This window comes from Shewanella frigidimarina (assembly GCF_003797125.1).
Taxonomy (GTDB): Bacteria; Pseudomonadota; Gammaproteobacteria; order Enterobacterales; family Shewanellaceae; genus Shewanella; species Shewanella frigidimarina.
The window spans coordinates 818335-843158 of sequence record NZ_RKKE01000002.1; the positions used below are offsets into that span (position 1 = coordinate 818335).

The following is a 24824-nucleotide window of genomic DNA, read 5'->3' on the forward strand; positions in this document are numbered from 1 at the left end:
AATAAAAAGCTTAATGATCACAATATTATTACAATATGTTAAACTTGCCCCAATTACGGATATGAAATGCATGGAAGCCTTAATTTAAGGTGTTGTTATTTATGTTGCGTTACTTATCTGTGGTGATTTTGGTCATTACATTTTTCAGTTCGCCGGTTTCAAATGCTAGACCCGCCGTCACTTTTTACACTGAAAGCTATCCTCCATTTCAGTCGCTAAATCCCCAAGGAGAGTTGGTTGGATTTTCGATTGATGTGTTACATGCTACCCAGCAATACCTCGATTTTGATATCAATATTCAAATCATGCCTTGGAATCGGGCATATAAAAATGCAGCAAAAAATCCTGATACCTTTATTTTTTCAATCGGTAAATCCGAAAAACGTTTACAGCAGTTTAAGTGGGTAAGCGATTTTTATACGGTGCAAAATGCTATTTACAAAAAAGCTTCTCGATCTGACATCAATATTGATAGCAAAGAAGATATTAATCGTTACACGCTAGCATTGCCTAGAGGTGACATTTCACTCGACAGCCTAAATATTCAACATAAACACCCAAATGTATATTTAGTTTCAAATCAAACAAAAGCACTGAAAATGCTTTATTTTGAACGCGTGGATTTAATTAATAATAATAATATCGGTCTATCCGGTTCGGTAAAAGCACTTGGGCTTAAACAGTCTGATTTCACAGTGGCGTATGTTTATAATAATGTCGAACTAGGTCTAGCAACCCATAAAGAGACTCGGATTGAGTTACTGGAAATGATGCAACATGCATTTGATACAATTAAACAAAATGGTCAGTTCGAGCTTCTGGTAAAAAAATGGTTTCCTGAGCCCGTATCGCAACAAACAGCAACTCAGGAAGTGAGCCCAATAACAACTAAGCCTGATAAATCATCGTAAAACCACGATGGAACCACTGTCTATTTAACTGGCTCTTGTTGCTGAAACCAATTCATGCTTTCAGCGACAACATCAATTGTTAATAATCAAACCCTAACTGCGCTTTAATACCTTCGTTAAACGCATGCTTAATCGGTTGTACTTCGCTGACCGTATCGGCTAATTCAATGATGTCACGATGACAAGCACGGCCTGTAATAATTACGTGTTGCATTGGTGGGCGATTTCTTAATGCCGCTAATACTCGCTCAAGTTCGATATAGTGGTAACTGACCATGTAAGTCAGCTCATCAAGCAGCACCATATTAATCGATTCGTCTTTAAGCAACTTTTCTGCTTCAAGCCAGGCTTCCATTGCGGCTTGGGTATCTTTTTCTTTATCTTGAGTTTCCCAGGTAAAGCCGGTACCCATTACATGAAACGGCACTCCAGCACCTTCGAGTAAATTACGCTCACCACAAGCCCAAGTGCCTTTAATAAATTGCACCACTGCCGCTTTATGGCCATGGCCTACAGCGCGGGTAATTGAACCAAAACCTGAAGTAGATTTGCCTTTACCGTTACCGGTTAATACTAACAAAATGCCTTTTTCGTCTTGTGCGGCAGCAATTTTAGCATCTACGCCCACTTTTACTTTCTGCTGGCGGGCTTTATGACGTTCAGCTTTGCTTGCATCAATAGTGTTAGCTTGTTCATTTTCGTGGTTATCAGTTGTCATGAGATTATTCCTTTCAATGTATTCATGTCCAAATGTGCCTCTAATACGTCTGCAAGACGATTTAGTTGCTGCTCGCGGATTTGGTTAATATCGATAGCATGGCGACTGTCTAAGCCAGCCCATTGCAAAATAAGTTGGCATGCAGCGGGATGATCAAATAATCCATGCACATAGGTCGCTAAAATTTGTTGGTCATTACTCACCATGCCATCAAGCTTGGTGATGGCCATTGGCTGCTGGGCATAGTGTTCAATCGACAGCGGCTGGATAACGTCCCTTTGAGTGAGTGAAGACTCACCACAATGGATCTCGTAACCACTAAACTCGGCCTGCTGGTCTTGTAAGCGTAAGTGACCCCTTACTTGAGTTAAGGTTTTGCTGGCAGTTAATACGGTCGTAATCGGTAATAAGCCCAATCCGTCACTGCAACCGGCACTGTCTTCAATGCCTAAAGGATCATCAATTAATTCACCGAGCATTTGGTAACCGCCGCAAATGCCGACGACTTTGCCGCCATAACGTAAATGTTTTTTTAAGGCAATATCCCAACCTTGCTCGCGCACAAAAGCTAAATCTGCACGGACATTTTTACTGCCAGGCAATATGACTAAATCTGCTGTGGGCCAATGGGATGATTGAGCCATGGTCTGCATACTCACATAATGAAAATCAATATGCGGGTGTAAACGAAGTGGGTCAAAGTCGGTATGATTACTGATCCTTGGGTACACTAACACCAATACAGACAAACGCTGGCTGGCAGATAATGCTGTTGATAATGAGTTTTTAGGGGTATCAATTAACGCATCTTCCGCGTCTAGATGTAGGTCGTGCAAATAAGGTAATACGCCTAATACGGGTTTATTGGTATAGGCTTCAAGCCAATCAATACCTGGCTGCAACAAGCTGATGTCGCCGCGAAAACGATTTATCACAAAGCCTCTTACTCGCGCTTGCTCAGAAGGGCTTAATAACGCCAACGTACCAACTAAATGGGCAAACACGCCGCCTTTATCAATATCGGCAATAATGATCACCGGGCAATCGGCCACTTCGGCAAAGCCCATATTGGCAATATCGCCTTCACGTAAATTGATTTCTGCCGGACTACCCGCCCCTTCAATCACCACTAACGAATATTGTTGCTGTAAACGCCTGTAAGATTGCATCACTGCCGCTAACGCTAAGGTTTTATAACCATGACTCTCGGGTCCGAAAAAGGCCTTGGCTTCTAATGTTGTCAGCGCCTTACCGTGAATAATCACCTGGGCACCGGTATCAGAACTTGGCTTTAACAACACCGGATTAAAATCTGTATGGGGCGCTAAACCACAAGCAATAGCTTGCAATGCTTGGGCTCGGCCAATTTCACCACCATCGACAGTTACAGCACTGTTTAGCGCCATGTTTTGTGGTTTAAAAGGCGCGACATTAATGTTTTGACGGGAAAATAAACGACATAAACCTGCTACAAGCGTGCTTTTACCTGCATCAGAGGTGGTGCCTTGCACCATTAATGCGCCACGTAATGTTGGGGCTTTTGGAGATTGATCGTCAACCAATGACATTATGCTTTTAAGGCCAACGGTAGGCCTGCGACCACCAAAGTGACTTGATCAGATATTGCGGCTATTTCTTGGTTGAGCCAGCCCGCTTCATCAACAAAACGACGATTTAACTCACCCATAGGAACAATGCCCGAGCCCACTTCATTACTGACTAACACCACATCGCTTTGCAAAGCAGACAAACTGTCGATGAGTAATGACTTTTGCGTGGCCCACGAGGCGCCGTCATTTAACAATAAGTGATTGGTTAATAATAACGTCAGGCAGTCGAGCAATATGACTTGTTGTGGTTTATCTATCGCCACCAATGTTTGGCCAACGTCATAAGCTTGCTCGTGCAATGTCCAGCTATGGGCGCTGGACATACGGTCTTGTTGGTGTTGATTAATGCGCGCAGACATTTCATGGTCTAATGCTGTTGCTGTGGCTAAGTAAACACAGGAATAACCAATAGCAGCGTATTCCGCTACACATTGCTCTGCATATCGACTTTTACCACTACGAGCACCGCCCAACACCAAATGAATCATTAGCTTAATCCAACCGCTAAAATAACTAAGTAACAACACACTTCGCTGATTTGCTGCGCGGCACCTAAGGTGTCGCCTGTGTAACCGCCAATTTGTTTGCGGAAAAAACCACCTAACAAAATACGCACTAACCACAGGGTAATAAACAGCACGAACGCCGCCACGCCATTGAGCCATAACAGCACAAAAATGCCACTGGCGATCAAAATAAACAAATCGTTTAATTGCTGATCTTGGGCGACAGGTTTTGATTTACTGCTAGCATCATCCCGAACATATTGCTCACTAAAAATTAAGCTCGATGCTACCACTCGACTTAGAGTGTGCCCGGCAACGAGCGCACTAACCGCAGCCATTGGGCTGTAAAGCGCAAGCTCAACCAATAATTGCCATTTAAGTAATAACACCAACCCTAAAGATAAGGCGCCATAGCTGCCTAGGCGCGAATCTTTCATGATGCGCAGCTTGTCTTCTATCGTCCAACCACCACCAAAACCATCTGCGGTATCGGCTAAGCCGTCTTCATGGAAGGCGCCGGTCACTAATACACCCGCCACCATGGCTAATAAAATGGCAATGCTTGCCGGTAAAATCAGCTGTGCAAGCCAAAATACCAACGCACAAATTAAGCCAATGAGTAAGCCCACTAAACCAAAATAACGGCTAGCTTTGTTGAGCTTATCGCTATCAATCACCACCCACGATGGAACGGGGATCCGAGTAAAAAAACTCATCGCCACAAAAAATAAATTTAACTGCCGCAACCATTTTATCTCGCCAGACATGTTGTTCCCTTAAACCACATTATTAACGCCAGCATCATCGAAACTGGCCATTTGATTGTAAAAATTCACCGCTGCTTGAATTAACGGTAACGCTAACGCAGCGCCAGTGCCTTCTCCAAGTCTTAATCCCAGCGACAACAATGGTGTTGCTTGTAGCTGTTGTAACAGAAGCTTATGTGCTTGCTCTTGCGACTCATGAGCAAAAACTAAATAGTCTCTTGATTGTGGAGATAATTTTACCGCAACTAATGCTGCAGCAGTAGCGATAAAACCATCAATCACCACTAATATTTTTTGTTCCGTAGCCGCCAGTATCGCCCCGGTCATTTGCACTATTTCAAAACCGCCAACGTGAGCCAAAATTGCTTCAGGAGAAACTAACTCATGTTGATGTAAATCAAGTGCTTGGTTAATGAGTTTTGTTTTGATCACCAAGGTAACATCATCTATTCCCGTGCCTCGACCAACACATTGCTCAACATCAATATTGAGCATAGCTGACATTACCGCAGTCGCAGCAGAAGTATTGCCGATACCCATTTCACCTAAAGCAATTAAATTACACCCAGCATCAACATGGCGAGCAATCAACTGTCGAGCAAATTCAAAACCTTGGGCGACTTTTTCAAGTGGCATAGCCGCCGCTAAATGCATTGCTTTAGTCCCTGCGCCTAAGCGTTGGTCGATAACATTTGCTTGGCCTGTAAGCGGTTGTAATATTCCGCAATCGATAATTTCAAGCTCAAACCCAACTTGGCGACAAAACACATTAATTGCCGCGCCGCCTTGGACAAAATTATGCACCATTTGAGTGGTCACTTCGCTTGGCGCAATCGACACGCCGTAAGCGGCAATACCATGGTCAGCAGCAAACACTAACATCGTTGGCTTAGTGATTTGCAGCGGTGTGCTTAACGACTGTTTATCGCCGCGGTACTGCACCCGAGCAATTTGTAATGCCAAAGATTCTAGTTGCCCTAACGCCCCTAATGGTTTGGTTTTTTGATTAATCTTATGTTGAATATTGGCATCAACATCTGACTTAACAGCTTCTATAACAAACATGAAAACTCCAGCAATTTGGGCAGATAAATTCAATATGATGTATTGCAGCACTCATCCAATTCTTATAAAAGTACCTCTCTAAACGCTTATTAAAGTGATTAGAGAAGCACTTATCAAAAGGCTTAGCGTTTAACGGCGTTGACGCAAAATAAACAAGAAAAATACGCTGCCCAATGCAGCAGTAATAATGCCGACAGGCAATTCTTGGTTAAATAAAATGCATCGTGCTATCACGTCAATCCACACCATAAATAAGCCACCCAACATCGCGGTTAAGATCATCGGCTGACGTCCGGAAAATAATAGCCTAACCGTATGCGGGATCATCAAACCAACAAAACCAATGCCACCACAAGTTGCCACCAACATTGCCGTAATAAGCGAACACAGTAACAACATACTTAAGCGCAATTTTGCGACATTAATGCCTAATGTATGAGCCGTTTCATCACCAGCTTGCAGCGCCATAATTTGCCGCCTGAACGCCAACATAACCAATAAACTAACCCCTACCGTCACACTGGGTAAGAGTAAATTAGACCAACTGGCTTTAGCAAAACTGCCTAAGCTCCAAAACAATACTGACGCCGCAGCCTGTGGAGTCGAAAAATACAACAGCAAGCTGGTCAATGCCCCAAATAGAAACGACGTTGCCACACCAGACAGCAACATACGTTCAACCTGGCTACTTCGACCAGGTCCCGATAACATAAATACCACCAGCACCGATAAACTGGCGCCGATGAATGCTCCTATCGGTATGCTTAAGGTCGACCAAGACCACCAAGGTTGTGCGGTAAAGCTTGGCGCTATGGTCAATACTCCAGAAAACATCTCGGCAAATAAACCGGTTTGGCTGAATAACGACACCACCAACACCGCACCAAATGACGCCCCGGAGCTAATGCCAAATAAATACGGGTCGGCTAACGGATTGCGGGTCACTGTTTGTAAAACACTGCCGGCTATAGATAACCCTGCGCCAGCCACAAAGGCCAACAAAATTCGCGGTAAGCGTAATTCAAGCACAATACGTTGGGTTATCGTAACCGCATGTTCACTGCCATCAATCGCACTCGGCATGTCGCCGCCTAATAAGGTATTAAATATCATTAATACGTCATTAAGATGAATGTTGGCCGCCCCAAAACTGGCGGCAAATATCGGGGTAAGCAGCGTAGCCAATACCAACAGACTGAAACAAACATAGTAGCGACGTTGCGATGCATCAATCATGATCGGGGCATCCTTTCGGACTCGGTTGGTAACCATAAAAATAACTAATCAGCGGCTTACCGTGTTGTGGGTGAAGATTAATGTCGCAGCACACACCAAACACCTCACTAATTTGCCGTTCGGTTAGCACTTCTGTTGGAGTACCTTTAGCAATTAATCGCCCTTGGTCGAGTAGCAGTAATTTATCGCACATTGCACTGGCTAAATTCAGATCGTGTATAGAAGCAATAACACTAATGCCTAATGATTTAACCAGTTCAAGGATTTGAATTTGATAACGAATATCTAAGTGGTTAGTCGGTTCATCTAAAATTAGAATATGCGGCTGTTGCACAATGGCGCGGGCAATAAGGGCGCGTTGTTTTTCACCACCAGATAACAGTTCATACTGTTGTTGGGCTTTTTGCTGCAATCCAACTTTGGTTAAGGCACTCACCACACGTTCACGGTCTTGGGCAGTGTTTGAGTCAAATAAGCCTTTATGCGGAGTAAGCCCCATCGCCACTAACTGCTCGGTAGTCATGTCAAAATAGTGCGGGGTATCTTGTTGCACCACAGCAATATTCTGCGCTAACAACTTAGAGGAATACTCACTGATGGGTTTAGAAAATATCTCAATATCGCCACTGGTTGGCACAATATAACGATACAAGCAGCGCAACAGGCTCGACTTTCCTGCACCATTTGGGCCTATTAACCCTAGCATTTGACCTTTAGGCAAACTGAAATGAATGTCCGCCAGAATCGTTTTATTATCGACTTGCCAAAAAAGATGATTTACATCTAATACAGATTCAGACATGAAAGTTAGCCCGCCATGTCCAATTATTTAACACAAACATTTATTTAATAACTCCCCTAAGTCACCCGCTTAGGCATGGATATTGAGGCTATTCAAAGCTGGTATCTGACTTATGTCCCCATACTCGATGGGTACATCTACAGTTGCGGGTACAGTTTGGGCTTATCCCAATTCCCAATACCTTGAAAGGCACTATGGTTACGACGCAGATTATTACGACAATTATGACGCACGCTATTATGCAAATTATAGCGAAAAATGGTGACACTAGGGTTGTAACGTTAAGCTCATGAAATGTTACGGCCAATGTAATGTAAAGCTCACTTTAGCGGTATTGTTATTCATTGCAGTCACTTGAAAAGCGTCAACCTTATCAACATCATCAGGCCAATATACATCGAGCACCATAATAGCAGCATAGGGGATCGCTAGGTTAGCGAATAATCCGCTAGATTGGCCAACCTTAAGCACATAGCCCATTAAGCAGCGCATAACGCCGCCGTGAGTAATCACTAACGCATGGGGGCAATCGACAGCTTGAGCGGTTTGCGGCACGTTTTGCCCTTGTTGTTCGTCGATTGACAGTAAACAAGAGTGCTGCTGTTGACATGAGCGCCACAGTTCATCGACCACGCTCATAAGCCCGGTCTCCACTCGCGCAGCAAAATCAATCACCGACTCGGCTTTATCTGGCGTGCTTTCAGCCGACCATGGGTTATCCCAATAGGCATCAAATTTAGCGGGGTTTTGCTGGTAAATTGCATCAAACGATTGCCCATCCCACACACCAAAATCAATTTCTTGCAGTGCTGGTATCGTCATTAACGGTAATGTTAATCGCTGCGTTAAAGGCTGGCTGAATTGCTGGCACCGTTGCAATGGTGAACTAAACACATGGCTAATGGGGAATTGCAGCTCTGCAAATGCTTGCTGCATTTGGGCCATCCCTGTGTCGGTAAGTTTTACATCGGTTTGGCCGCGAAATATAGACCCACCTTCGCATTCTCCATGGCGCATTAAAATTATCTTGGCTTGTTTCATTTAATTCAGCCTTGCTCTGGCAGTAAAAATTCGCGTACTATGGACGTCTATACGTTTATATGTCTAAAATACTATCTTAACAGGTAATCATTTAGAAGATAATCATTGTACGCAACAATTGTCCACGGCAGTTGTCTGCAACGGTTAACGCAACCATTGCAAATGACCGTTGAACATAACAATGATGTTATCGCCCTACTATTGTAAAAATAAGGGTATGCTTATCTCAATCAAGGTATCAAGCAACATAGTGATAAAAAGGTAACTGTTATGGCGAAATCGACTTCTTACAGTCAAACACTTGAACAACTTAATGCATTGTTAGCGCAGCGTATTGTGATTTTAGATGGCGCCATGGGCACCATGATCCAAGACTATAAGTTGGAAGAAGAAGATTATCGTGGCGAGCGTTTTAAAGATTGGCATTGCGATGTTAAAGGCAACAATGACTTATTAGTACTCAGCCAACCGCAAATCATTAAAGATATTCATACTCAGTACCTGCTAAACGGTGCCGACATTATTGAAACCAACACCTTTAATGCCACCACCATTGCCATGGCCGACTACGACATGCAGTCACTGGCTGCTGAAATTAACCTTGCTGGCGCCCGAGTCGCCCGCCAAGCAGCAGATGAAGTAGCAGCACAAACTGGTTCACCACGTTATGTTGCCGGTGTATTAGGCCCAACCAACCGTACCTGTTCTATCAGCCCAGACGTTAACGACCCAGGATTTCGTAATGTCAGTTTCGATCAATTAGTTGAAGCTTATGTCGAATCAACCAGCGCCTTAATTGAAGGCGGCGCCGATATCATTATGGTTGAAACCATTTTTGATACCTTAAACGCCAAAGCCGCCCTGTTCGCGATTGAAAAAGTATTCGATCAGCTTGGCGATCGCTTACCCGTTATGATCTCGGGCACTATTACCGACGCCTCAGGCCGCACACTAACCGGCCAAACAACCGAAGCCTTTTATAACTCTTTACGCCACATCAAGCCGTTATCGATTGGCCTTAACTGCGCCCTTGGGCCTAAAGAGTTACGCCCGTACGTTGAAGAATTGTCACGTATTGCCGAATGTTATGTTTCCGCCCACCCAAATGCTGGCTTACCCAACGAATTTGGTGGCTATGATGAAACCCCAGAAGAAATGGCCGAAGTCATTAATCAATGGGCGCAAGAAGGCATGCTCAATATTGTCGGTGGTTGTTGTGGCAGCACACCGGCTCACATTAATGCCATTCGTGAAGCAGTACTCCGACACGAACCAAGACAGATCCCAGATCTTCCAGTCGCGTGTCGTTTATCTGGCCTAGAACCACTCACTATCGATAAAAACTCGCTATTTGTTAACGTCGGCGAGCGCGCAAACGTGACTGGTTCGGCTAAGTTTTTGCGCTTAATTAAAGAAGAAAAGTTTGAAGAAGCATTAGATGTCGTGCGCGAGCAAGTTGAAAATGGCGCGCAAATTATCGACGTCAACATGGACGAAGGTATGCTCGATGGCGTAGCGTCTATGGCGAAGTTTTTAAACTTAATCGCCTCTGAGCCCGACATCTCGCGTGTGCCAATCATGATTGACTCATCAAAATGGGAAGTGATAGAAGCGGGCCTTAAATGTGTTCAAGGCAAGTCGATTGTTAACTCTATTTCGATGAAAGAAGGCGAAGCCAAGTTTATTGAGCAAGCTACCTTAGTGAAGCGCTATGGCGCTGCCGCCATTGTCATGGCCTTTGACGAAGACGGCCAAGCTGATACACGTGAGCGTAAAACCCAAATTTGTACCCGTGCTTATCGCATTTTGGTCGATGTGGTTGGCTTTCCACCAGAAGACATTATTTTTGATCCCAATATCTTCGCCATTGCCACCGGTATCGATGAACACGACAACTATGCCGTCGACTTTATCGAATCGATAAAAGACATCAAAGCCACCTTGCCACACGCGATGATCTCCGGTGGCGTGTCTAACGTGTCATTCTCGTTCCGTGGTAACAACCCAGTACGCGAAGCCATTCACGCGGTATTTTTATACCATGCCATTCAAGCAGGCATGGACATGGGTATTGTTAACGCAGGTCAGTTAGCCATATACGATGATATTGACCCAGAGCTCAAAAAACGGGTTGAAAACGTAGTCCAAAACTTACCTTGCCCGGTTGCCGACTCAAGTAACACCGAACAACTACTCGACATCGCTGAAAGCTTTAGAGGCGACGGCTCACAAGTGGCCAAAAAAGAAGATTTAGCTTGGCGTAGTTGGCCGGTATCCAAACGTTTGTCGCACGCATTGGTTAAAGGCATTACCGAATTTATTGATGAAGACACCGAAGCCGCTCGCCTAGAAGCCGTGCGCCCGCTCGATGTTATCGAAGGCTCGTTAATGGACGGCATGAACGTGGTCGGCGACTTATTTGGCGCGGGCAAAATGTTCTTACCGCAAGTGGTTAAATCGGCTCGGGTAATGAAAAAAGCCGTCGCTTACCTTAATCCTTATATCGAACTCGAAAAAGTGGCAGGCCAGTCAAACGGGCGAATTTTAATGGTCACCGTAAAAGGTGATGTGCATGACATCGGTAAAAATATCGTCGGTGTGGTACTGGCCTGTAACGGCTACGAAGTGGTCGACCTTGGAGTGATGGTATCGGTCGATAAAATTCTCGATGCAGTAAAAGAGCATAATATCGACATCATCGGCATGTCAGGTTTAATCACCCCAAGCTTGGATGAAATGGTTCACAACGTGAAAACCTTCCACCGTGAAGGCTTAACCATCCCAGCTATTATCGGTGGCGCAACCTGCTCTAAAATTCATACTGCAGTAAAAATAGCCCCGCATTATCCACACGGTGCCATTTACATTGCCGATGCATCTCGCGCTGTACCTATGGTGTCTAAGCTGATTAATAACGCCACTCGTCAAGCCACCATCGACGAAGCCTACGCAGAATACGACATGATGCGTGAAAAACGTTTGTCGCAAACCAAGCGTAAAACCATTGTATCGATTGAAGCGGCGCGCGAAAATCGTTGCAAACACGACTGGGACAGCTACACCCCATTCACACCTAATGTATTAGGCCGCCAAGTGTTTGAAGACTACCCACTAGAAGACTTAGTTGAACGTATCGATTGGACACCGTTCTTTAGAAGCTGGGAGTTGCACGGCCATTACCCAGAAATTTTAAAAGACAAAGTCGTCGGCGAAGAAGCGGTTAAATTGTTTGCTGATGGCCAAGCCATGCTGAAACAAATCATTGCTGAAAAGTGGCTTACCGCCAAAGCAGTAATCGGTTTATTCCCAGCCAATACCGTCAACCATGACGACATTGAACTGTATACCGATGAAAGCCGCACCACATTGGAAATGACCACTCATCATCTACGTATGCAGCTTGAACGCGTGGGTAACGACAACTTCTGTTTATCAGACTTTGTTGCCCCAAAAGATTCAGGCGTTGCTGATTACATGGGCGGTTTTGCGGTAACGACGGGGCACGGTATTGATGAACATGTTGCCCGCTTTGAAGCCAATCACGATGACTACAACGCTATTATGCTCAAATGCTTAGCAGACCGTTTAGCCGAAGCTTTTGCCGAGCGTATGCACGAACGTGTTCGTAAAGAGTTTTGGGGTTATGCCGCGGATGAAGTACTCGACAATGAAGCGTTAATTCGCGAGCGTTATAAAGGCATTCGCCCTGCACCAGGTTACCCAGCATGCCCTGACCACACTGAAAAAGGTTTGTTATGGGATTTACTCAAACCCGATGAAACTATCGATTTGAACATCACCGAAAGCTTTGCCATGTACCCAACCGCAGCGGTATCTGGCTGGTACTTTGCACATCCGAAATCACGCTATTTTGGCGTGACCAATATTGGTAAAGATCAGGTTGAAGACTACGCTAAGCGTAAAGGCATGACGTTGGCAGAAGCAGAGAAGTGGTTGTCACCGATATTGGACTATGATCCAGAATAGATTTATTTCGAATAGAATGAGGTCAAGAGTAGAAAGAGATCCTGAATAGAGAGCAGCCCTGAGTAGATAGTGCTCCTGAATAAAAAGTACTCGCAATTAGAGAGTAATTAAAAATAAAGAGTAACCTTGAGCCATCACGGTTACTCTTTTTTTATGTCCAAACTTGGTTTGGATTTTGGTCAAAAGGCTCCATACAGCACGGGTCAAATCAAGCGTCATTCCGGCAATGCATTTTAGCCGGGATCCAGCTTCGTCGTTTTTACAATAAATAACTCAAAACGTCATTGATCTTCTCAATTTAATCTACTGCTGGATAAAGTAAAAAGATCTCAGCCGGACATACCCTTTTCATTATTACACTATAAAAAATAGTCATTTATAATAATAGATACCCTTAAAGAATCACTCTACAATAACTTCGTTTAAATAATAATCATCTGAATTACAAAGCAGGGAGTTGCTTCATCTATGGCCTATAGAGCATATATTGGGATTTTTGCATTCCTGTGTCTGATTGTCGCCGTTAGTTGCTACTCGGAGGAGTCAATGTTTAGCATGTTTAAAAAAGTCGATGTCGAAGTGTTTCCTGAAGTGATAGGTAGCTTAACCCATGAGGGAAAACCTCTAGCCGGTATTAAGCTAAAAAGGGGTTATCAATACTCTGGTGTCATGGAAGAAAAAGAATGGGACTACACCACTACAGACGCTGATGGAAAATTTAGCTTTCCTGAAATCATTTACAGCACAGCACATCCAAATAAGCCTTTTGCAGAAACACGTGTATCTCAAACTATTAAAATCGCTGAAGGAAGTCATTCAGATCTAAGACTTTGGCTATCGGTATCTACAGGCGAAAAACATATTTCATATTTAGCTGAAAGGTTGACGCAATTAAACTGCGACGTATCAAATGAAGAAGTTAAAAATGAAATCATTGATGAAGCGTTCCCTAGTGGTGTTGTGCGCTATCAGGTATTGAGTATTTGTCGCTGGCCAGAATTAGAACGATTGGAAGTACAGAAAAGAGAAAAATACGGATGATATTTAGTCTGGCCAATCAAGATCAATCTTTGCGGATAGAATATCCATCCAATAAGAATATAGAATGAGCATTTACTCACTCAATAGAAAATACCCTTACATAATCACTCTTCTGTAACTAAAGGTGAAAAGCATATTCCTCTATTAGCCGAAAGATTAGTGCAGTTAAATTGTGACTTATCCAATGAAGCTATTAACCAAGAGATCATAGAAGAAATTAGTAATGGAGTTCCACGACTACAGGTATTGAGTATTTGTCGCTGGCCAGAATTAGAACAACTTGAAGTTGAGAAACGCAAACAATACGATAATTAAAATATTAAACTCTAAAACTCTAAAACTCTAAAACTCTAAAACTCTAAAACTCTAAAACTCTAAAAATATGAACACCTCTTCCATTAAAATGTCTTAGTTATATTATTTTCTTCCATAAAAGTATCAGCATTAACTGTAGCCATTATCCCCCCAAAAGAAATAGTGAACATAACTATAAATGGTATGGGTTTAAAAAAATCATTACTTAAAAATCCACTTCCATACCAGTGTATTAGTATCGCCGCTAAAAAGCACATAAATGCAAACTTATTTGCAAAATACATAAGTGGTATCTCAAATGCGCCAAGTGTTTTTTTCTTCTTAAGAAATTCAAGTGGGAGTACGAAATAAAAATTAACCGAAAGCAATGTCACAAAACCTATTACAATCCCACCTGGGAAAAAGGAATAATAGCTAAAAACATCATACCCAATGGTTAATGAATATATTCCAACTAAAATCCAAAATAATATCAATGGCCCTACAATTAATCCCATACCCTCCCCCCCAGCTAAATACAACTATTCAGATTAATTGTTGATATGTGCTAAAACCATTAAAGGCATATTACACATTTTTCATTGCATTTCTTGCTTGGTTATTAAGACGACCAAGAGTAATGTTAAAAACCCATTTTATGAATGAAAAAGTATACTTAATCACGGTAATAGCAGGTTTTCCGGCAAAAACAATCATATGCCCTAACAAGCCTTTTAACTGTTCTTCAAAGCCAACTGTATTGGCAAGATCACAAACAAATCTTGCCATAAGATCATAAGCAGTGGCAATTGTTGTCCCACCAGCTTGTATTGCCGCAATCAAACCGGTACCACCACCATCAATGATAAGTGTCATTAAAGCAGCTGCAATTTTATCAGCCCAATGTGAAGAATATGTCGTTTGTAATCTATTTTCGTAATTAAGAACGACTCGCTGATACATAGAACCAGCAACTTGGCTGTACATATCATCCCATTGTTCATAGTTAGTAGTATGAACATAACCGGGTGCTGTTTCCATACTATGCGCTTTAGGGCTTAAGCCCTGCTCTCTCACAGGCACATACTCACTGCCATTAATATGCACATGGCAGAAAGGCCAAACAGGAACTTTAGGGACAGGGTCAGAGCCATGAACACAGCGATATACTTTGTCAATGCGAGCGCTACTTTTAATCGCAAAGTCTTTATACCCAACTCGAGGACAGCCAAAAGTGTATAAGTAAACGGTTTTGTTGTATGTAGTTTTTACCCAATTCGCGACTAAAGTTGCTAATGCACCGCCTAAACTATGACCAACACAATGGATAATACCTGTACTGTTTAACACTTCAGGTTTATCTAAGTATGTAGCTAATCCATCCCTAAAAGATTCAAATGTTGTTTGAAAACCGGTATGAACTAAGCTACCTGAATCATTGCTTTTTGAGTGGGCGGTTATATCGGTTACCGCATCAGCTAAAGTATTTGTTCCTCGTATTGCGATTACGTGGTCGCCCTTATGTTGCTGACTATGTCCTTGGCCAATAAGTAAAAACCCTGTCGTTTCACGCCAAAAGAAACCACCTGACGATGCTTGCTGAACATCATCTGTACTAAATTTGAAATGCTTCTTGACTCTTCTATCGGGAAGTATTTTTCCAGAGGGATTTTTAATATCATAAGCTAGCAACGCTAGCAAAGAAGCTATATTTGGGGCTATAACACTCATATTTCATCCTTAAAATAAGTAGGCGAGACTAAATTAATAAATCTAGTCTTTTAAATTATCAAAACTCGTAATCTCTTCTAAATCTTCACCATAATAAACAGAAAACAATTCACCTTCCCAATAACAAATAGAGGCTATTGGTTGGCTTGACCTCAAACCAAACTGAGTTAAATCGACTTCATATTGTAATTCTTTGTTTTGTAAGTCTGCATTTAATTGCATTAAATACTGATTTAAATAAGGTACTGAAGTCCAATTTTTACTTATAAACCAAAGCCAGTAATACTTATCTTCCCCATCTTTTATCTCGTCAAGATCTTTCTTAATGTAAATTTCTTGCCTAAGACGAGCATCTTGTCCAAAAATATTACCTGGGGCATTTGACTTAACTTTAACCTCGTTAAATGAAAACTCACCATTTGTATCGGTTAATGCATAGTCAATAATCGGTTCGCCTTTATCATATCCACCATAGGAGAGCTCTCTAACAACCTCCATACCCAAAACTGGAATGCCATTACGGGTAATACGCCCTTTGACAGGAGCCGATAACTCAACTTCATATCGTTTCAAAAATCCGAACACAGTTTCATCTCCTTCAGGATAAGCATATGAAAAAAAAACGATTACAGATAAACATAACGAAACCGTAAATAATAGAAAATAACGATATTTATCAATAATACTTTTTAACATCCTCCCAACCTCTTGCTCATGTAATAAAAATAAAAAATCACTCGTAATATAGAGATAGAATAGAACATCCCTGCCTATTGGGAAGCTAACTTTAACCAAAAAATCTTTTGTAATCTATAGCCCTATTGGATGTAAAAAACACACTATAAACATTAAATTTAGTAATTCCATTCTTGTATATAAATTAACAATATAGAATCCATGCACTAATAAAAATTGACTGAATCGACTCTAACAATTGGTAAACTGATGATATTGGCATGCTCCGGACTGTTGCCTGAGGACTTTGCTTTGTTTGGACATCAATAAAGCTACGGTTTATTGATAAACGCTGCCATTGTGTTTTAGCCAGCCGCCTGGGTGTTGGCCGCGTGGGTCGTGGTGAGTCCAATGGATGACACCACCTTTGTTATTAAATTCATAAACACCGTAAAATTCGACGGTATCACCGACATTTAAGTTTTCTATCCGTGGGGCTAAATCAATATTATGGGCAACTAATAGCGTGTTTCCGCTGGCTATTTTTAGAATAAATCGTTGATGGCGGCTGCCTTTAAGATCATCGAAAAGTATTTTTACCACATACCCTGAACCACCGATTTGAAGGTTACTCTGCTTATTATCAATGGCATTTTGTAACGCACTATCACTGCCAGCGGTATAGCCAGCATAAACGTTTTGTACAATTTGAGTGGTTTCAACGTTTTTGCCTAAATAGCCAAATATCGCGAGGCCAAGTAAGCAGATAACTAAGATTTTTTTCATGTTTATTAATTCCTTTTAAACAACAATCAAAATAAAGCTGAACAAAAACGCGATAGTTTATCGCGTTTTTAATAAGTAATCTAACGTCCAAAATCTATTTAATCGACTCTAGCCATTGGTTAAATGACGATGCGGGCATAGCGCCGGATTGTTGTGCAAGCACTTTGCCTTGTTTAAATACCATCAGGGTTGGGATCGAGCGAATATTGAATTGGGCAGCAAGGGCTTGTTGCTCTTCGGTGTTGAGCTTGCCGAAACGAAACTTAGGTTCCCATTTCTTGGCTGCTTGAGTAAATACCGGCGCAAAGTTTTTACACGGACCGCACCAGCTAGCCCAAAAGTCGACCACCAGTGGTAACTCTGATTTATTAGCATGCTGGCTAAAATTGGCAGCAGTAAGCTCTATCGGTTCACCAACGAATAGGCTTTGTTTACACTTCCCACAGGTTGGTTGTTGTTCAAGACGTTCTTCCGGTACGCGATTTAAGGTATCGCAATGGGGGCAAGCTATTATCATGATTAGACCTCATCAACTTCATTATCGAGACTCTTCAATCATAAACCTTGTTGGTGTGTTAAACGAATAATCGTTTTAATGTATTATATTATGGCCTGCTGCCATCAACGCTTAACATCGCAAGGTTCCACCCTGCCGGATTAATTCGCTTTATGGCCTGCGCCCACCAACGTCGTGGCGCTTCACCCACACCAGAGCAAAGGGGTAAAACGCTTGTACCCCTTTGCAAACCCTCAGCGTTCCGGCAACTTTTTCGCTTTTTAACCAAACAATAGCAGCGAAAAATTGCGACTAAAATTAATCCAGCTTTGAACCTCGTTTGTAATCGGCCTCGGCCTTACTCGAAAATGCTAACGCTTTCGATGGTACATCCTGTACCGCGAAAGCTAGCAGGCATCTGATTGACAGGATGTCGGAATGCCTTGAAGCACATGGATGTGCGGGAAAGGCCATGGCCAGCTCACGCTATTTTCTTCAACGGCCTCAAGTTCAGAGTTGAATTTAGGCATTTCAAGCTGAGGCATCTAACTCATTTATGGACAGAAGTGGATTAGAACTTATCTTTTTATAAAAGTTTACCCTGATTCCACTAAATGCGGCTCTATTTTAGCTTATGGTTTATAACTTATGGCCTGCGGCCACTAACGTCGTGGCGCTTCGCCCACACCAGACCAAGAGGAAACCAACGGCTGTTCCCTCTTGGAACTCCCAGCCGCCCCGCAACATTTTCAAACAGCGAAAAGGTCGCCATGGGGATTGATCCAGCTTTTGACTTAGTTTGTAGTCTGCTTCAGCCTTATTCGAAAATGCTAACGCTTCCGATGGTACATCCTGTACCGCGAAAGCTAGCGGGCCATATATGGCCAGCTCACGCTATTTTCTTCAACGGCCTCAAGTTCAAAGCTGAATTTAGGCTTTTTCAATCAAGGAATCTAAATCATTTATGGACATTTCCGAGTTAGAACGATTAATCAATTTATATTTTTTCAGATAAGGTTTTGTACTGAAAACTGCTGAGTAAGTGGTAAAATTCACAGCTCAACTTCACAATTGCACAGACTACTGTTCACAACTGATACCTTCTACTGGTGAGCACGGCACACTCTGCTGGTTAAATTGTCTTCTTCAGCGCAACAAAAAGCCCCAATGATTGGGGCTAATTTAGGAGTGAATAAGTTAACAACATTAAACGCGACCTAAATTCGATTGGTCATACCTGTCCTGATAAATATTCTCTATTGGTTTTTTACACATTCACTAACAATAACTCCATAATTAGATATGTCTTTTCGCACCCTTAAGAAAATATTCCAAGTCCCCTTTATTACTTTTGCTATTCCTTTTACAACCTCACCACAAGAAATATCCAACCCACCACTCTCCTTCAGGGCTACATAGCTTCCAAGCCTAATTGATTTCTGATAGAGCTCTTTTGCTTTAGTTAAATTAGGTTGAACACCATGCCCGTAACGATAAATACGAGCTAACATCAATGTGGCTACTAGTCCATCCATATTCGCAGCTATCAAATACAACTGTTTTGATTTTATGTAGTCTTGATCCACACCGACCCCGAAAAAGTAAAGCCTTCCAAGAGCTGTATAAGCATACATGTCATCACTTAAATCAATCGCTTTTTTATAATATGTAGCCGCTTTTGAAAAGTCTTGTTCAATAGTCGCTGTTGATGGCATTTCATACAGCCGCCCTATTTCAACCAACGCCTCATCAATTCCATTTTTAGCCATACTTTTATATAGATAAATAGCTTGGTCGTATTTATTTTCACTCACCAGACGTATTGCATCATCCCATAAAGACAGTTCATCATACTCTGGATGCATTATAGAGCCCTCTTCAGTTTATTCTTCCCCCAACACCAGATATTGAAACACATTAATGGTATGAGGAAAAGTAAGCCAAATGAAGTTCTACTGAACTGAGTGGGTAATCGGCCCTAACATTGAAAGGGGCAAAGACGTGTTTCAAGGTGGCCTAGTGAATGACCGTAAATGCACAGAATTACTAAATCTCTACTATGTTCTGCCCCTGATAATGTTAAAATCTCCGTATCAGAATTACCGAGAAACTCAATGTTTATCCATCATGTTAACGGCATCGACTGGCTAGTGATCACAGCTTTTGAAGAACTGAAAACTATGTTTATCGAAGAAGCCGGTACGATACCCTCTTGCTTCTCTACCGCCAGCGAATTGAACCTGGTTGATCAAGCAAAGCGAACTTATAGATATTTGCCTACTCTCAGCGGCGTAATCACCGATATCGGCACATATCAAAGACAGGGTAACGAAGAAGATTTGAACCCACAGCTTGCCTGCTTAGTTGAGGGGCATGGTCGGGTATTTATCTATCACGGCGGCTTTGTAGCTTTTGTGGATGACGAGCAAACCTTTATTACCCGAATAGACTGAAAATTATTCAATAAGTTGAAATCGGCGAATTGGCATCCCTAGCAAGGAATGGGGTAAAAACGACTTAGTTCTATTGACTTGGAAATGGACCGGTTCAACATTTAAATTGAGGTCGTTGAAGACTCTTTATAAAAGAATGCGTGAGCCTGACAGGACGTCAGGCTAGCTTCGAGGTACAGGTCGTTCCTTGGCATCCTGCCATCACGACATTCGTGAATCCATTCACATCAGATGTACCATCGGAAGCGTGAGTATTTTCGAATAAGGCCGAGGCTAACTAAAAATAAAGTTAAAAGCTGGATCTACCCCATGGCGACCTTTTCGCTGTTTGAAAATGTTGCGGGGCGGCTGGGAGTTCCAAGAGGGAACAGCCGTTGGTTTCCTCTTGGTCTGGTGTGGGCGAAGCGCCACGACGTTAGTGGCCGCAGGCCATATTCCAAACTCATTTTGGGGCATAAATGATTTGCATACCTTGCTTGCAGTTGGCGTGATTCAACTCTGAACTTGAGGACGTTGAAGAAAATAGCGTGAAGCTCACATGGCCTTTCTCGCACATCCATGTGCTACAAGGCATTCAGGCATCCTGCCTATCAGATGTGAGCTTAGCTTTCGCGGTACAGGATGTACCATCGGAAGCGTTAGCATTTTCGAATAAGTCCGAAGCTGATTACAGATGAAGCCAAAAGCTGGATTACTTTCCGTCGCAATTTTTTCGCAGCTGTTGTTTTATAAAAAGCGAAAATGTTGCCGGAACGGCTGGGGTGATCCAAGAGGGAATAGCTGTTGATCCCCTTTTGGCCCGTGCAGGGTGGAACCTTGCGATCTTAAGTGGTTGTGGCCGCAGGCCATAAAGAAAAAATTGACTCAAACTGTTCAACAACAGTATTTAAACCTTAAGTCGCCACATCTCAAAAGCTTCTTGGCAAAGCTGCTCTCTAAATTTGGGGTGGGCAATGTCGATAAGCGCACGCGCTCGTTCTCGTAACGACTTACCGCGTAGATAAGCGGTTCCATACTCTGTGACGATATAGTGTACATGCGCACGGGTGGTTACCACGCCAGCGCCAGGGGATAATACTGTGGCAATCCGAGACACCGTGCCATTAGCCGCAGTACTGGGCAATGCGATGACAGAACGGCCGCCTTCAGAAAGGCCTGCGCCGCGTATAAAGTCCATCTGACCACCTACACCTGAGTATATTTGAGTGCCCAGTGAATCAGCACACACCTGCCCTGAAATATCGACCTGTAACGCGGAGTTTATTGACATTACATTCGGATTTTTACGAATAATCGCAGTGTCATTAACCTGCTCAATATCCATGAATATCACCGAAGGATTGTCATCAACAAAGTCATAAAGTCGTTGGCTACCCAATGCAAAGCCTGTCACCGTCTTGCCGGGATGGACTTTCTTACGACTATTATTGATCACACCAAGCTCGACCAAATTAAGCACACCATCAGAAAATAGCTCAGTATGAACGCCCAAATCTTTATGCTCGGTTAAGCACGCCAATACAGCATCTGGAATGGCGCCAATGCCCATTTGTAAGCAAGCGCCATCAAGTACCAATTTGGCCACATTCTGGCCGATGGCCAAGCTTATCGCATCGCTTGGGGCGAATAGATGTTGTGGTAAAGGCATGCTCTGCTCATACACGGCTGCGAACTTATTGTAATGAATAAAACCGTCACCATGGGTGCGAGGCATCATGGGATTAATATGAGCAATAATTTTACCCGCCATTTGGCAGGCCGCTAACGTTGCCTCAACCGATATACCTAACGAACAGATACCATGTTTATCTGGTGGGGAAACTTGAACGATAGCAGTGTCGATATGCTGTTCGCCGGAACGAAACAACTTGGGCACCTCAGAGAGGAAAATTGGCACATAATCGGCATCACCTTGTTGCAACAGCGAGCGCGTGGGTGTGCCAGCAAAGAAACAACGATGGCGTAGATGATCCTTTAAACGGGGATCACTTAACGACTCTGCACCCTCGGTATGCAACTGCAATAATGTTAAACCATGCTTTGTTAACGCATGTTGGGCTAACGCGTCTAACAATAATGTTGGGGTTGCCCCCATGGAATGAGTCCACAAGGTTTCACCACTTTCAATTAAGGACACGGCCTCTAATGCACTGCTACAAATAATTGGTTTCATTAATATTACTCAAGGTAATTAAGCTATTTGTAGTGTAAGCGGTTAATTCACCCTTTAATAGTGTTGGTAGTGGTAACGTTGAGCTAGCACAAAATAGTTGAGTAATTGAGACATGCAGTACGTTAATGGATAATAAATGATGCTTAATTGGTATCAGCTTCAGTTAATCAAACTGACTTTTTAATGCCAATCACAATATCGTTTCGGTTATGCTCAAAAGGATGAAAAGCCAACATAAACCTCTCCAGCTTTTAAGCCATGCAGGGTTATGCGAATAAGTTAACTGAGAGATTGCGAGGAAGGGCTGAAGTTTTTCAGCCCTCATCAATGAAAATGTTAGGCTATTTTAAATGTCGCCACTTGAAGTTGCATTGAGCTAGCCAGTGATTGTAAATCGTTAACAGAATGGGTAAGTTTTTCGGTCGCCGCGGATGAGGCTTGAGTAATATCATTTATGGTGATGATACTTTTATTGATACTCTCAGCTACATAGGATTGCTCTTCTGCTGCCGTAGCTATTTGAGTGTTAAGCTCATTGATACTGTCGACCGAAGTGACAATTTCATTGAGAACTGTACCAGCACTGTTGGTTTTATCATTGGCACTATGCACTAAGGCTAAGCCTTCATCCATTGAAGAAACCGCAAGTACGACACTTTTTTGTAATCCGTCAATCATGGTTTCAATCTGCAGTGTTGAGTCTTGAGTACGTTTAGCTAAAGTACGTACTTCGTCTGCAACAACAGCAAATCCTCGCCCTTGTTCACCCGCTCTTGCGGCTTCAATGGCGGCGTTCAAGGCTAAAAGGTTAGTCTGCTCGGCAACGCCTTTAATGACACTTAACACTTGGCCAATGTTTTGGCTCTCTTTAGCAAGATGAGATATCACCTCCGCCGTGGTGCCAATTTGGTTAGATAATTGCGACATACTGTCTATTGAATTTTGAACAATAACATTACCATTTTCAGCATGATTATTAGCTTGCTTCGCCTGTTCAGCGGCAAAGTTGGTACTTTGAACAACCTCTGCCACTGTCGCTGTCATTTCATTCATAGCCGTTGCGGTTTGTTCTGACTCATCTTGCTGCTGTATCATTCTATGGTTGGTTTCTTCAGTGAAACGCTGCAACTCTTCTGATGAAATATTGATAGTATTTGCGGCATCTGAAATTGATTCAATAATGCCTCTTAGATGAGTTATAACGCCTGTAAGGCTCGTTGAAATCATGCCTAATTCATCATCATTATAAGGAGTAAACACTTGGGTTAAATCTGAGTTTTGCTTAATGAGCTTTAGTTTCATCAAAATATCTGTCACTGGCCTCATCACACTACGCAGTACCCAAATGGTTAACGCTACACTGATAACCACGGCACAAAACGTAAAGAAAATAAATAACTGAACTGATGATTGATATATCTCTTGAGTTAATCGCCATTCATCGCCTGCTACTTTTATTTGCAATGACACTAATTCGGCAATTTTACCGCTAATAGGATCGATTACCCCGTATAAAGGCATAATGTCATCGGTCAATTGACCTGGGATTTTTCCAGACATGTTTTGCAGTTTACTGATGAGAAAATCAATTTGCTCATCTGCGGGGCCAAACATATCATTGGCTTCAATACTAAGTTGGCTTTCTTTTGGGGTTAACTTAGTGGCTAAATATTTTTTCCACAGTGTATCAATATTACTTTTTGCACTCATTAATGTCTCAGCAGCATCTTGAGCGGTTGAGCCACCAGCATTGGCTTTGTTTATTGCATCAATGACTAAGACAGCATAGTCATCACCAATGATTTTTAAATCTTCTAACGGTACAACGCGATCAGAATAGATCCTCATCACTCCATCTTCGATTTTCCCCATCATATTCACCGCAATTGCGCTAATCACGATGAGAATGGCTAATGGAATTAACGAGCTAATGAGCATTTTTTGTTTTATTTGAAAATTCAGCATATAGACCACCAAGTAAAAATAATTTAACTATAAAAGCCCGATCAATCCTTGGAGGAACTTTACGACGAAATACAATAACCAATGCAAGTGTTACAAAATTGTTATCATAATAATGTAATATAAAATATAACGCCAATCAAATATATGAGTCACATATTTATACATATACTCATATATAGGCATAATATTTTCAACGTTATAAAAATCAATAAATTAAATTATTTCAAATAAGGAAAAAATGATTCAAAACGAAGAAGAAATCTGGATAACTTAGAATGTCGATATTATAAAAAAAGATTTAGCAGTTATGAGTAGCTCAAACCAACAACAAGAAGTTTACGTTAAGGGTAACTAAAAAACCAAGGCAACGACAAAACCCAAACGACAATATAACTTTTTAATTACAAATCAATAGATTAATCAATAATAAACAAAAATATAATTATTGTTCTAAATAATTTCCTTCAACTGAGTCATATTAATTAACCAATTTCGCTAGCTGGTCCATGACGTACAGTTAACGTGGTCAAGAAAGTATTTCTATATAATTGATTAAATAGTAAAAAC

Annotated in this window: 21 protein-coding genes and 1 riboswitch; of the genes, 5 read left to right on the forward strand and 16 right to left on the reverse strand. The window is 42.2% G+C overall.

Annotated features, from left to right (window positions below):
• Positions 1 to 101: 101 nt before the first annotated feature.
• Positions 102 to 911: a substrate-binding periplasmic protein gene (locus EGC86_RS08515; protein WP_123777232.1), complete on the forward strand. Its 810-nt coding sequence runs from the start codon at positions 102 to 104 to the stop codon at positions 909 to 911.
• 79 nt (positions 912 to 990) lie between these two features.
• On the opposite strand, the gene cobO is transcribed toward EGC86_RS08515, so the two are convergent.
• The 8 genes from cobO to EGC86_RS08555 all read right to left on the reverse strand — a co-directional run bounded on the left by cobO (position 991) and on the right by EGC86_RS08555 (position 8656).
• A complete protein-coding gene (gene cobO, locus EGC86_RS08520) occupies positions 991 to 1629 on the reverse strand; it encodes a cob(I)yrinic acid a,c-diamide adenosyltransferase (protein ID WP_123777233.1) in 639 nt (212 codons plus the stop codon).
• Positions 1626 to 3197, reverse strand: coding sequence for a cobyric acid synthase (locus EGC86_RS08525; protein ID WP_123777234.1), 1572 nt, complete (start codon positions 3195 to 3197; stop codon positions 1626 to 1628). The genes cobO and EGC86_RS08525 overlap by 4 nt, the downstream gene beginning before the upstream one ends.
• Positions 3197 to 3727 carry a bifunctional adenosylcobinamide kinase/adenosylcobinamide-phosphate guanylyltransferase gene (cobU, locus tag EGC86_RS08530; RefSeq protein ID WP_102035949.1) on the reverse strand — a complete coding sequence of 177 codons (531 nt, stop codon included), beginning with the start codon at positions 3725 to 3727 and terminating at the stop codon, positions 3197 to 3199. The genes EGC86_RS08525 and cobU overlap by 1 nt, the downstream gene beginning before the upstream one ends.
• Positions 3727 to 4512, reverse strand: coding sequence for an adenosylcobinamide-GDP ribazoletransferase (locus tag EGC86_RS08535; RefSeq protein ID WP_123777235.1), 786 nt, complete (start codon positions 4510 to 4512; stop codon positions 3727 to 3729). Before EGC86_RS08535 ends, cobU begins: the two co-directional genes overlap by 1 nt.
• 9 nt (positions 4513 to 4521) lie before the next feature.
• Positions 4522 to 5577 carry a nicotinate-nucleotide--dimethylbenzimidazole phosphoribosyltransferase gene (gene cobT, locus EGC86_RS08540; RefSeq protein ID WP_123777236.1) on the reverse strand — a complete coding sequence of 352 codons (1056 nt, stop codon included), beginning with the start codon at positions 5575 to 5577 and terminating at the stop codon, positions 4522 to 4524.
• 129 nt (positions 5578 to 5706) lie between these two features.
• A complete protein-coding gene (locus tag EGC86_RS08545; RefSeq protein WP_011636349.1) occupies positions 5707 to 6813 on the reverse strand; it encodes a FecCD family ABC transporter permease in 1107 nt (368 codons plus the stop codon).
• Entirely contained in the window at positions 6806 to 7615 is an 810-nt protein-coding gene (locus EGC86_RS08550; protein ID WP_011636348.1) for an ABC transporter ATP-binding protein, read from the reverse strand. Before EGC86_RS08550 ends, EGC86_RS08545 begins: the two co-directional genes overlap by 8 nt.
• A 79-nt stretch (positions 7616 to 7694) precedes the next feature.
• Positions 7695 to 7815, reverse strand: a riboswitch (cobalamin riboswitch).
• 97 nt (positions 7816 to 7912) lie between these two features.
• Complete coding sequence (locus tag EGC86_RS08555) at positions 7913 to 8656, reverse strand: histidine phosphatase family protein (RefSeq protein WP_011636347.1); 744 nt, start codon at positions 8654 to 8656, stop codon at positions 7913 to 7915.
• A 270-nt stretch (positions 8657 to 8926) separates the two neighbouring features.
• Between EGC86_RS08555 and metH the strand changes: the two genes are divergently transcribed.
• From metH to EGC86_RS20865, 3 genes are all read left to right on the forward strand, one after another.
• Positions 8927 to 12643, forward strand: a complete 3717-nt coding sequence (metH, locus tag EGC86_RS08560; protein ID WP_123777238.1) for a methionine synthase — start codon at positions 8927 to 8929, stop codon at positions 12641 to 12643.
• Positions 12644 to 13198: 555 nt separating this feature from the next.
• On the forward strand, positions 13199 to 13684 hold the full coding sequence (locus EGC86_RS08565; RefSeq protein WP_123777239.1) for a DUF6795 domain-containing protein: 486 nt from the start codon (positions 13199 to 13201) through the stop codon (positions 13682 to 13684).
• A gap of 159 nt (positions 13685 to 13843) precedes the next feature.
• Positions 13844 to 13999 (forward strand): hypothetical protein, encoded by a 156-nt coding sequence (locus EGC86_RS20865; protein WP_165872365.1) that lies wholly within the window; start codon positions 13844 to 13846, stop codon positions 13997 to 13999.
• 83 nt (positions 14000 to 14082) lie between these two features.
• Here the strand turns inward: EGC86_RS20865 and EGC86_RS08570 are convergent, their stop codons facing one another.
• The 6 genes from EGC86_RS08570 to EGC86_RS08595 form a co-directional block, all read right to left on the reverse strand.
• A complete protein-coding gene (locus EGC86_RS08570) occupies positions 14083 to 14496 on the reverse strand; it encodes a hypothetical protein (RefSeq protein ID WP_123777240.1) in 414 nt (137 codons plus the stop codon).
• A 70-nt stretch (positions 14497 to 14566) separates the two neighbouring features.
• Positions 14567 to 15709: a lipase family protein gene (locus EGC86_RS08575; protein WP_123777241.1), complete on the reverse strand. Its 1143-nt coding sequence runs from the start codon at positions 15707 to 15709 to the stop codon at positions 14567 to 14569.
• Positions 15710 to 15751: 42 nt separating this feature from the next.
• Positions 15752 to 16405 (reverse strand): DUF6795 domain-containing protein, encoded by a 654-nt coding sequence (locus EGC86_RS08580; protein WP_123777242.1) that lies wholly within the window; start codon positions 16403 to 16405, stop codon positions 15752 to 15754.
• 318 nt (positions 16406 to 16723) lie between these two features.
• Positions 16724 to 17170: a DUF3465 domain-containing protein gene (locus EGC86_RS08585; RefSeq protein WP_123777243.1), complete on the reverse strand. Its 447-nt coding sequence runs from the start codon at positions 17168 to 17170 to the stop codon at positions 16724 to 16726.
• 94 nt (positions 17171 to 17264) lie between these two features.
• Positions 17265 to 17687: a thioredoxin TrxC gene (gene trxC, locus EGC86_RS08590; RefSeq protein WP_123777244.1), complete on the reverse strand. Its 423-nt coding sequence runs from the start codon at positions 17685 to 17687 to the stop codon at positions 17265 to 17267.
• A 1235-nt stretch (positions 17688 to 18922) separates the two neighbouring features.
• A complete protein-coding gene (locus EGC86_RS08595; protein ID WP_123777245.1) occupies positions 18923 to 19531 on the reverse strand; it encodes a tetratricopeptide repeat protein in 609 nt (202 codons plus the stop codon).
• Positions 19532 to 19780: 249 nt separating this feature from the next.
• On the opposite strand from EGC86_RS08595, the gene EGC86_RS08600 reads away from it, so the two are divergent.
• On the forward strand, positions 19781 to 20119 hold the full coding sequence (locus EGC86_RS08600) for a cytosolic protein (RefSeq protein ID WP_123777246.1): 339 nt from the start codon (positions 19781 to 19783) through the stop codon (positions 20117 to 20119).
• Positions 20120 to 21005: 886 nt separating this feature from the next.
• Here EGC86_RS08600 and EGC86_RS08605 read toward each other — a convergent pair.
• Both EGC86_RS08605 and EGC86_RS08610 read right to left on the reverse strand, forming a co-directional pair.
• Positions 21006 to 22292 (reverse strand): acetyl-CoA hydrolase/transferase family protein, encoded by a 1287-nt coding sequence (locus tag EGC86_RS08605; protein ID WP_123777247.1) that lies wholly within the window; start codon positions 22290 to 22292, stop codon positions 21006 to 21008.
• A 336-nt stretch (positions 22293 to 22628) separates the two neighbouring features.
• Positions 22629 to 24257, reverse strand: a complete 1629-nt coding sequence (locus EGC86_RS08610; protein WP_123777248.1) for a methyl-accepting chemotaxis protein — start codon at positions 24255 to 24257, stop codon at positions 22629 to 22631.
• Positions 24258 to 24824: the final 567 nt, after the last annotated feature.

Coding starts and splice junctions, on each gene's coding strand:
- EGC86_RS08515 (WP_123777232.1), top strand. CDS start 102: ATGTTGCGTTACTTATCTGTGGTGATTTTGGTCATTACATTTTTCAGT.
- cobO (WP_123777233.1), bottom strand. CDS start 1,629: ATGACAACTGATAACCACGAAAATGAACAAGCTAACACTATTGATGCA.
- EGC86_RS08525 (WP_123777234.1), bottom strand. CDS start 3,197: ATGTCATTGGTTGACGATCAATCTCCAAAAGCCCCAACATTACGTGGC.
- cobU (WP_102035949.1), bottom strand. CDS start 3,727: ATGATTCATTTGGTGTTGGGCGGTGCTCGTAGTGGTAAAAGTCGATAT.
- EGC86_RS08535 (WP_123777235.1), bottom strand. CDS start 4,512: ATGTCTGGCGAGATAAAATGGTTGCGGCAGTTAAATTTATTTTTTGTG.
- cobT (WP_123777236.1), bottom strand. CDS start 5,577: ATGTTTGTTATAGAAGCTGTTAAGTCAGATGTTGATGCCAATATTCAA.
- EGC86_RS08545 (WP_011636349.1), bottom strand. CDS start 6,813: ATGATTGATGCATCGCAACGTCGCTACTATGTTTGTTTCAGTCTGTTG.
- EGC86_RS08550 (WP_011636348.1), bottom strand. CDS start 7,615: ATGTCTGAATCTGTATTAGATGTAAATCATCTTTTTTGGCAAGTCGAT.
- EGC86_RS08555 (WP_011636347.1), bottom strand. CDS start 8,656: ATGAAACAAGCCAAGATAATTTTAATGCGCCATGGAGAATGCGAAGGT.
- metH (WP_123777238.1), top strand. CDS start 8,927: ATGGCGAAATCGACTTCTTACAGTCAAACACTTGAACAACTTAATGCA.
- EGC86_RS08565 (WP_123777239.1), top strand. CDS start 13,199: ATGTTTAAAAAAGTCGATGTCGAAGTGTTTCCTGAAGTGATAGGTAGC.
- EGC86_RS08570 (WP_123777240.1), bottom strand. CDS start 14,496: ATGGGATTAATTGTAGGGCCATTGATATTATTTTGGATTTTAGTTGGA.
- EGC86_RS08575 (WP_123777241.1), bottom strand. CDS start 15,709: ATGAGTGTTATAGCCCCAAATATAGCTTCTTTGCTAGCGTTGCTAGCT.
- EGC86_RS08580 (WP_123777242.1), bottom strand. CDS start 16,405: ATGTTAAAAAGTATTATTGATAAATATCGTTATTTTCTATTATTTACG.
- EGC86_RS08585 (WP_123777243.1), bottom strand. CDS start 17,170: ATGAAAAAAATCTTAGTTATCTGCTTACTTGGCCTCGCGATATTTGGC.
- trxC (WP_123777244.1), bottom strand. CDS start 17,687: ATGATAATAGCTTGCCCCCATTGCGATACCTTAAATCGCGTACCGGAA.
- EGC86_RS08595 (WP_123777245.1), bottom strand. CDS start 19,531: ATGCATCCAGAGTATGATGAACTGTCTTTATGGGATGATGCAATACGT.
- EGC86_RS08600 (WP_123777246.1), top strand. CDS start 19,781: ATGTTTATCCATCATGTTAACGGCATCGACTGGCTAGTGATCACAGCT.
- EGC86_RS08605 (WP_123777247.1), bottom strand. CDS start 22,292: ATGAAACCAATTATTTGTAGCAGTGCATTAGAGGCCGTGTCCTTAATT.
- EGC86_RS08610 (WP_123777248.1), bottom strand. CDS start 24,257: ATGCTGAATTTTCAAATAAAACAAAAAATGCTCATTAGCTCGTTAATT.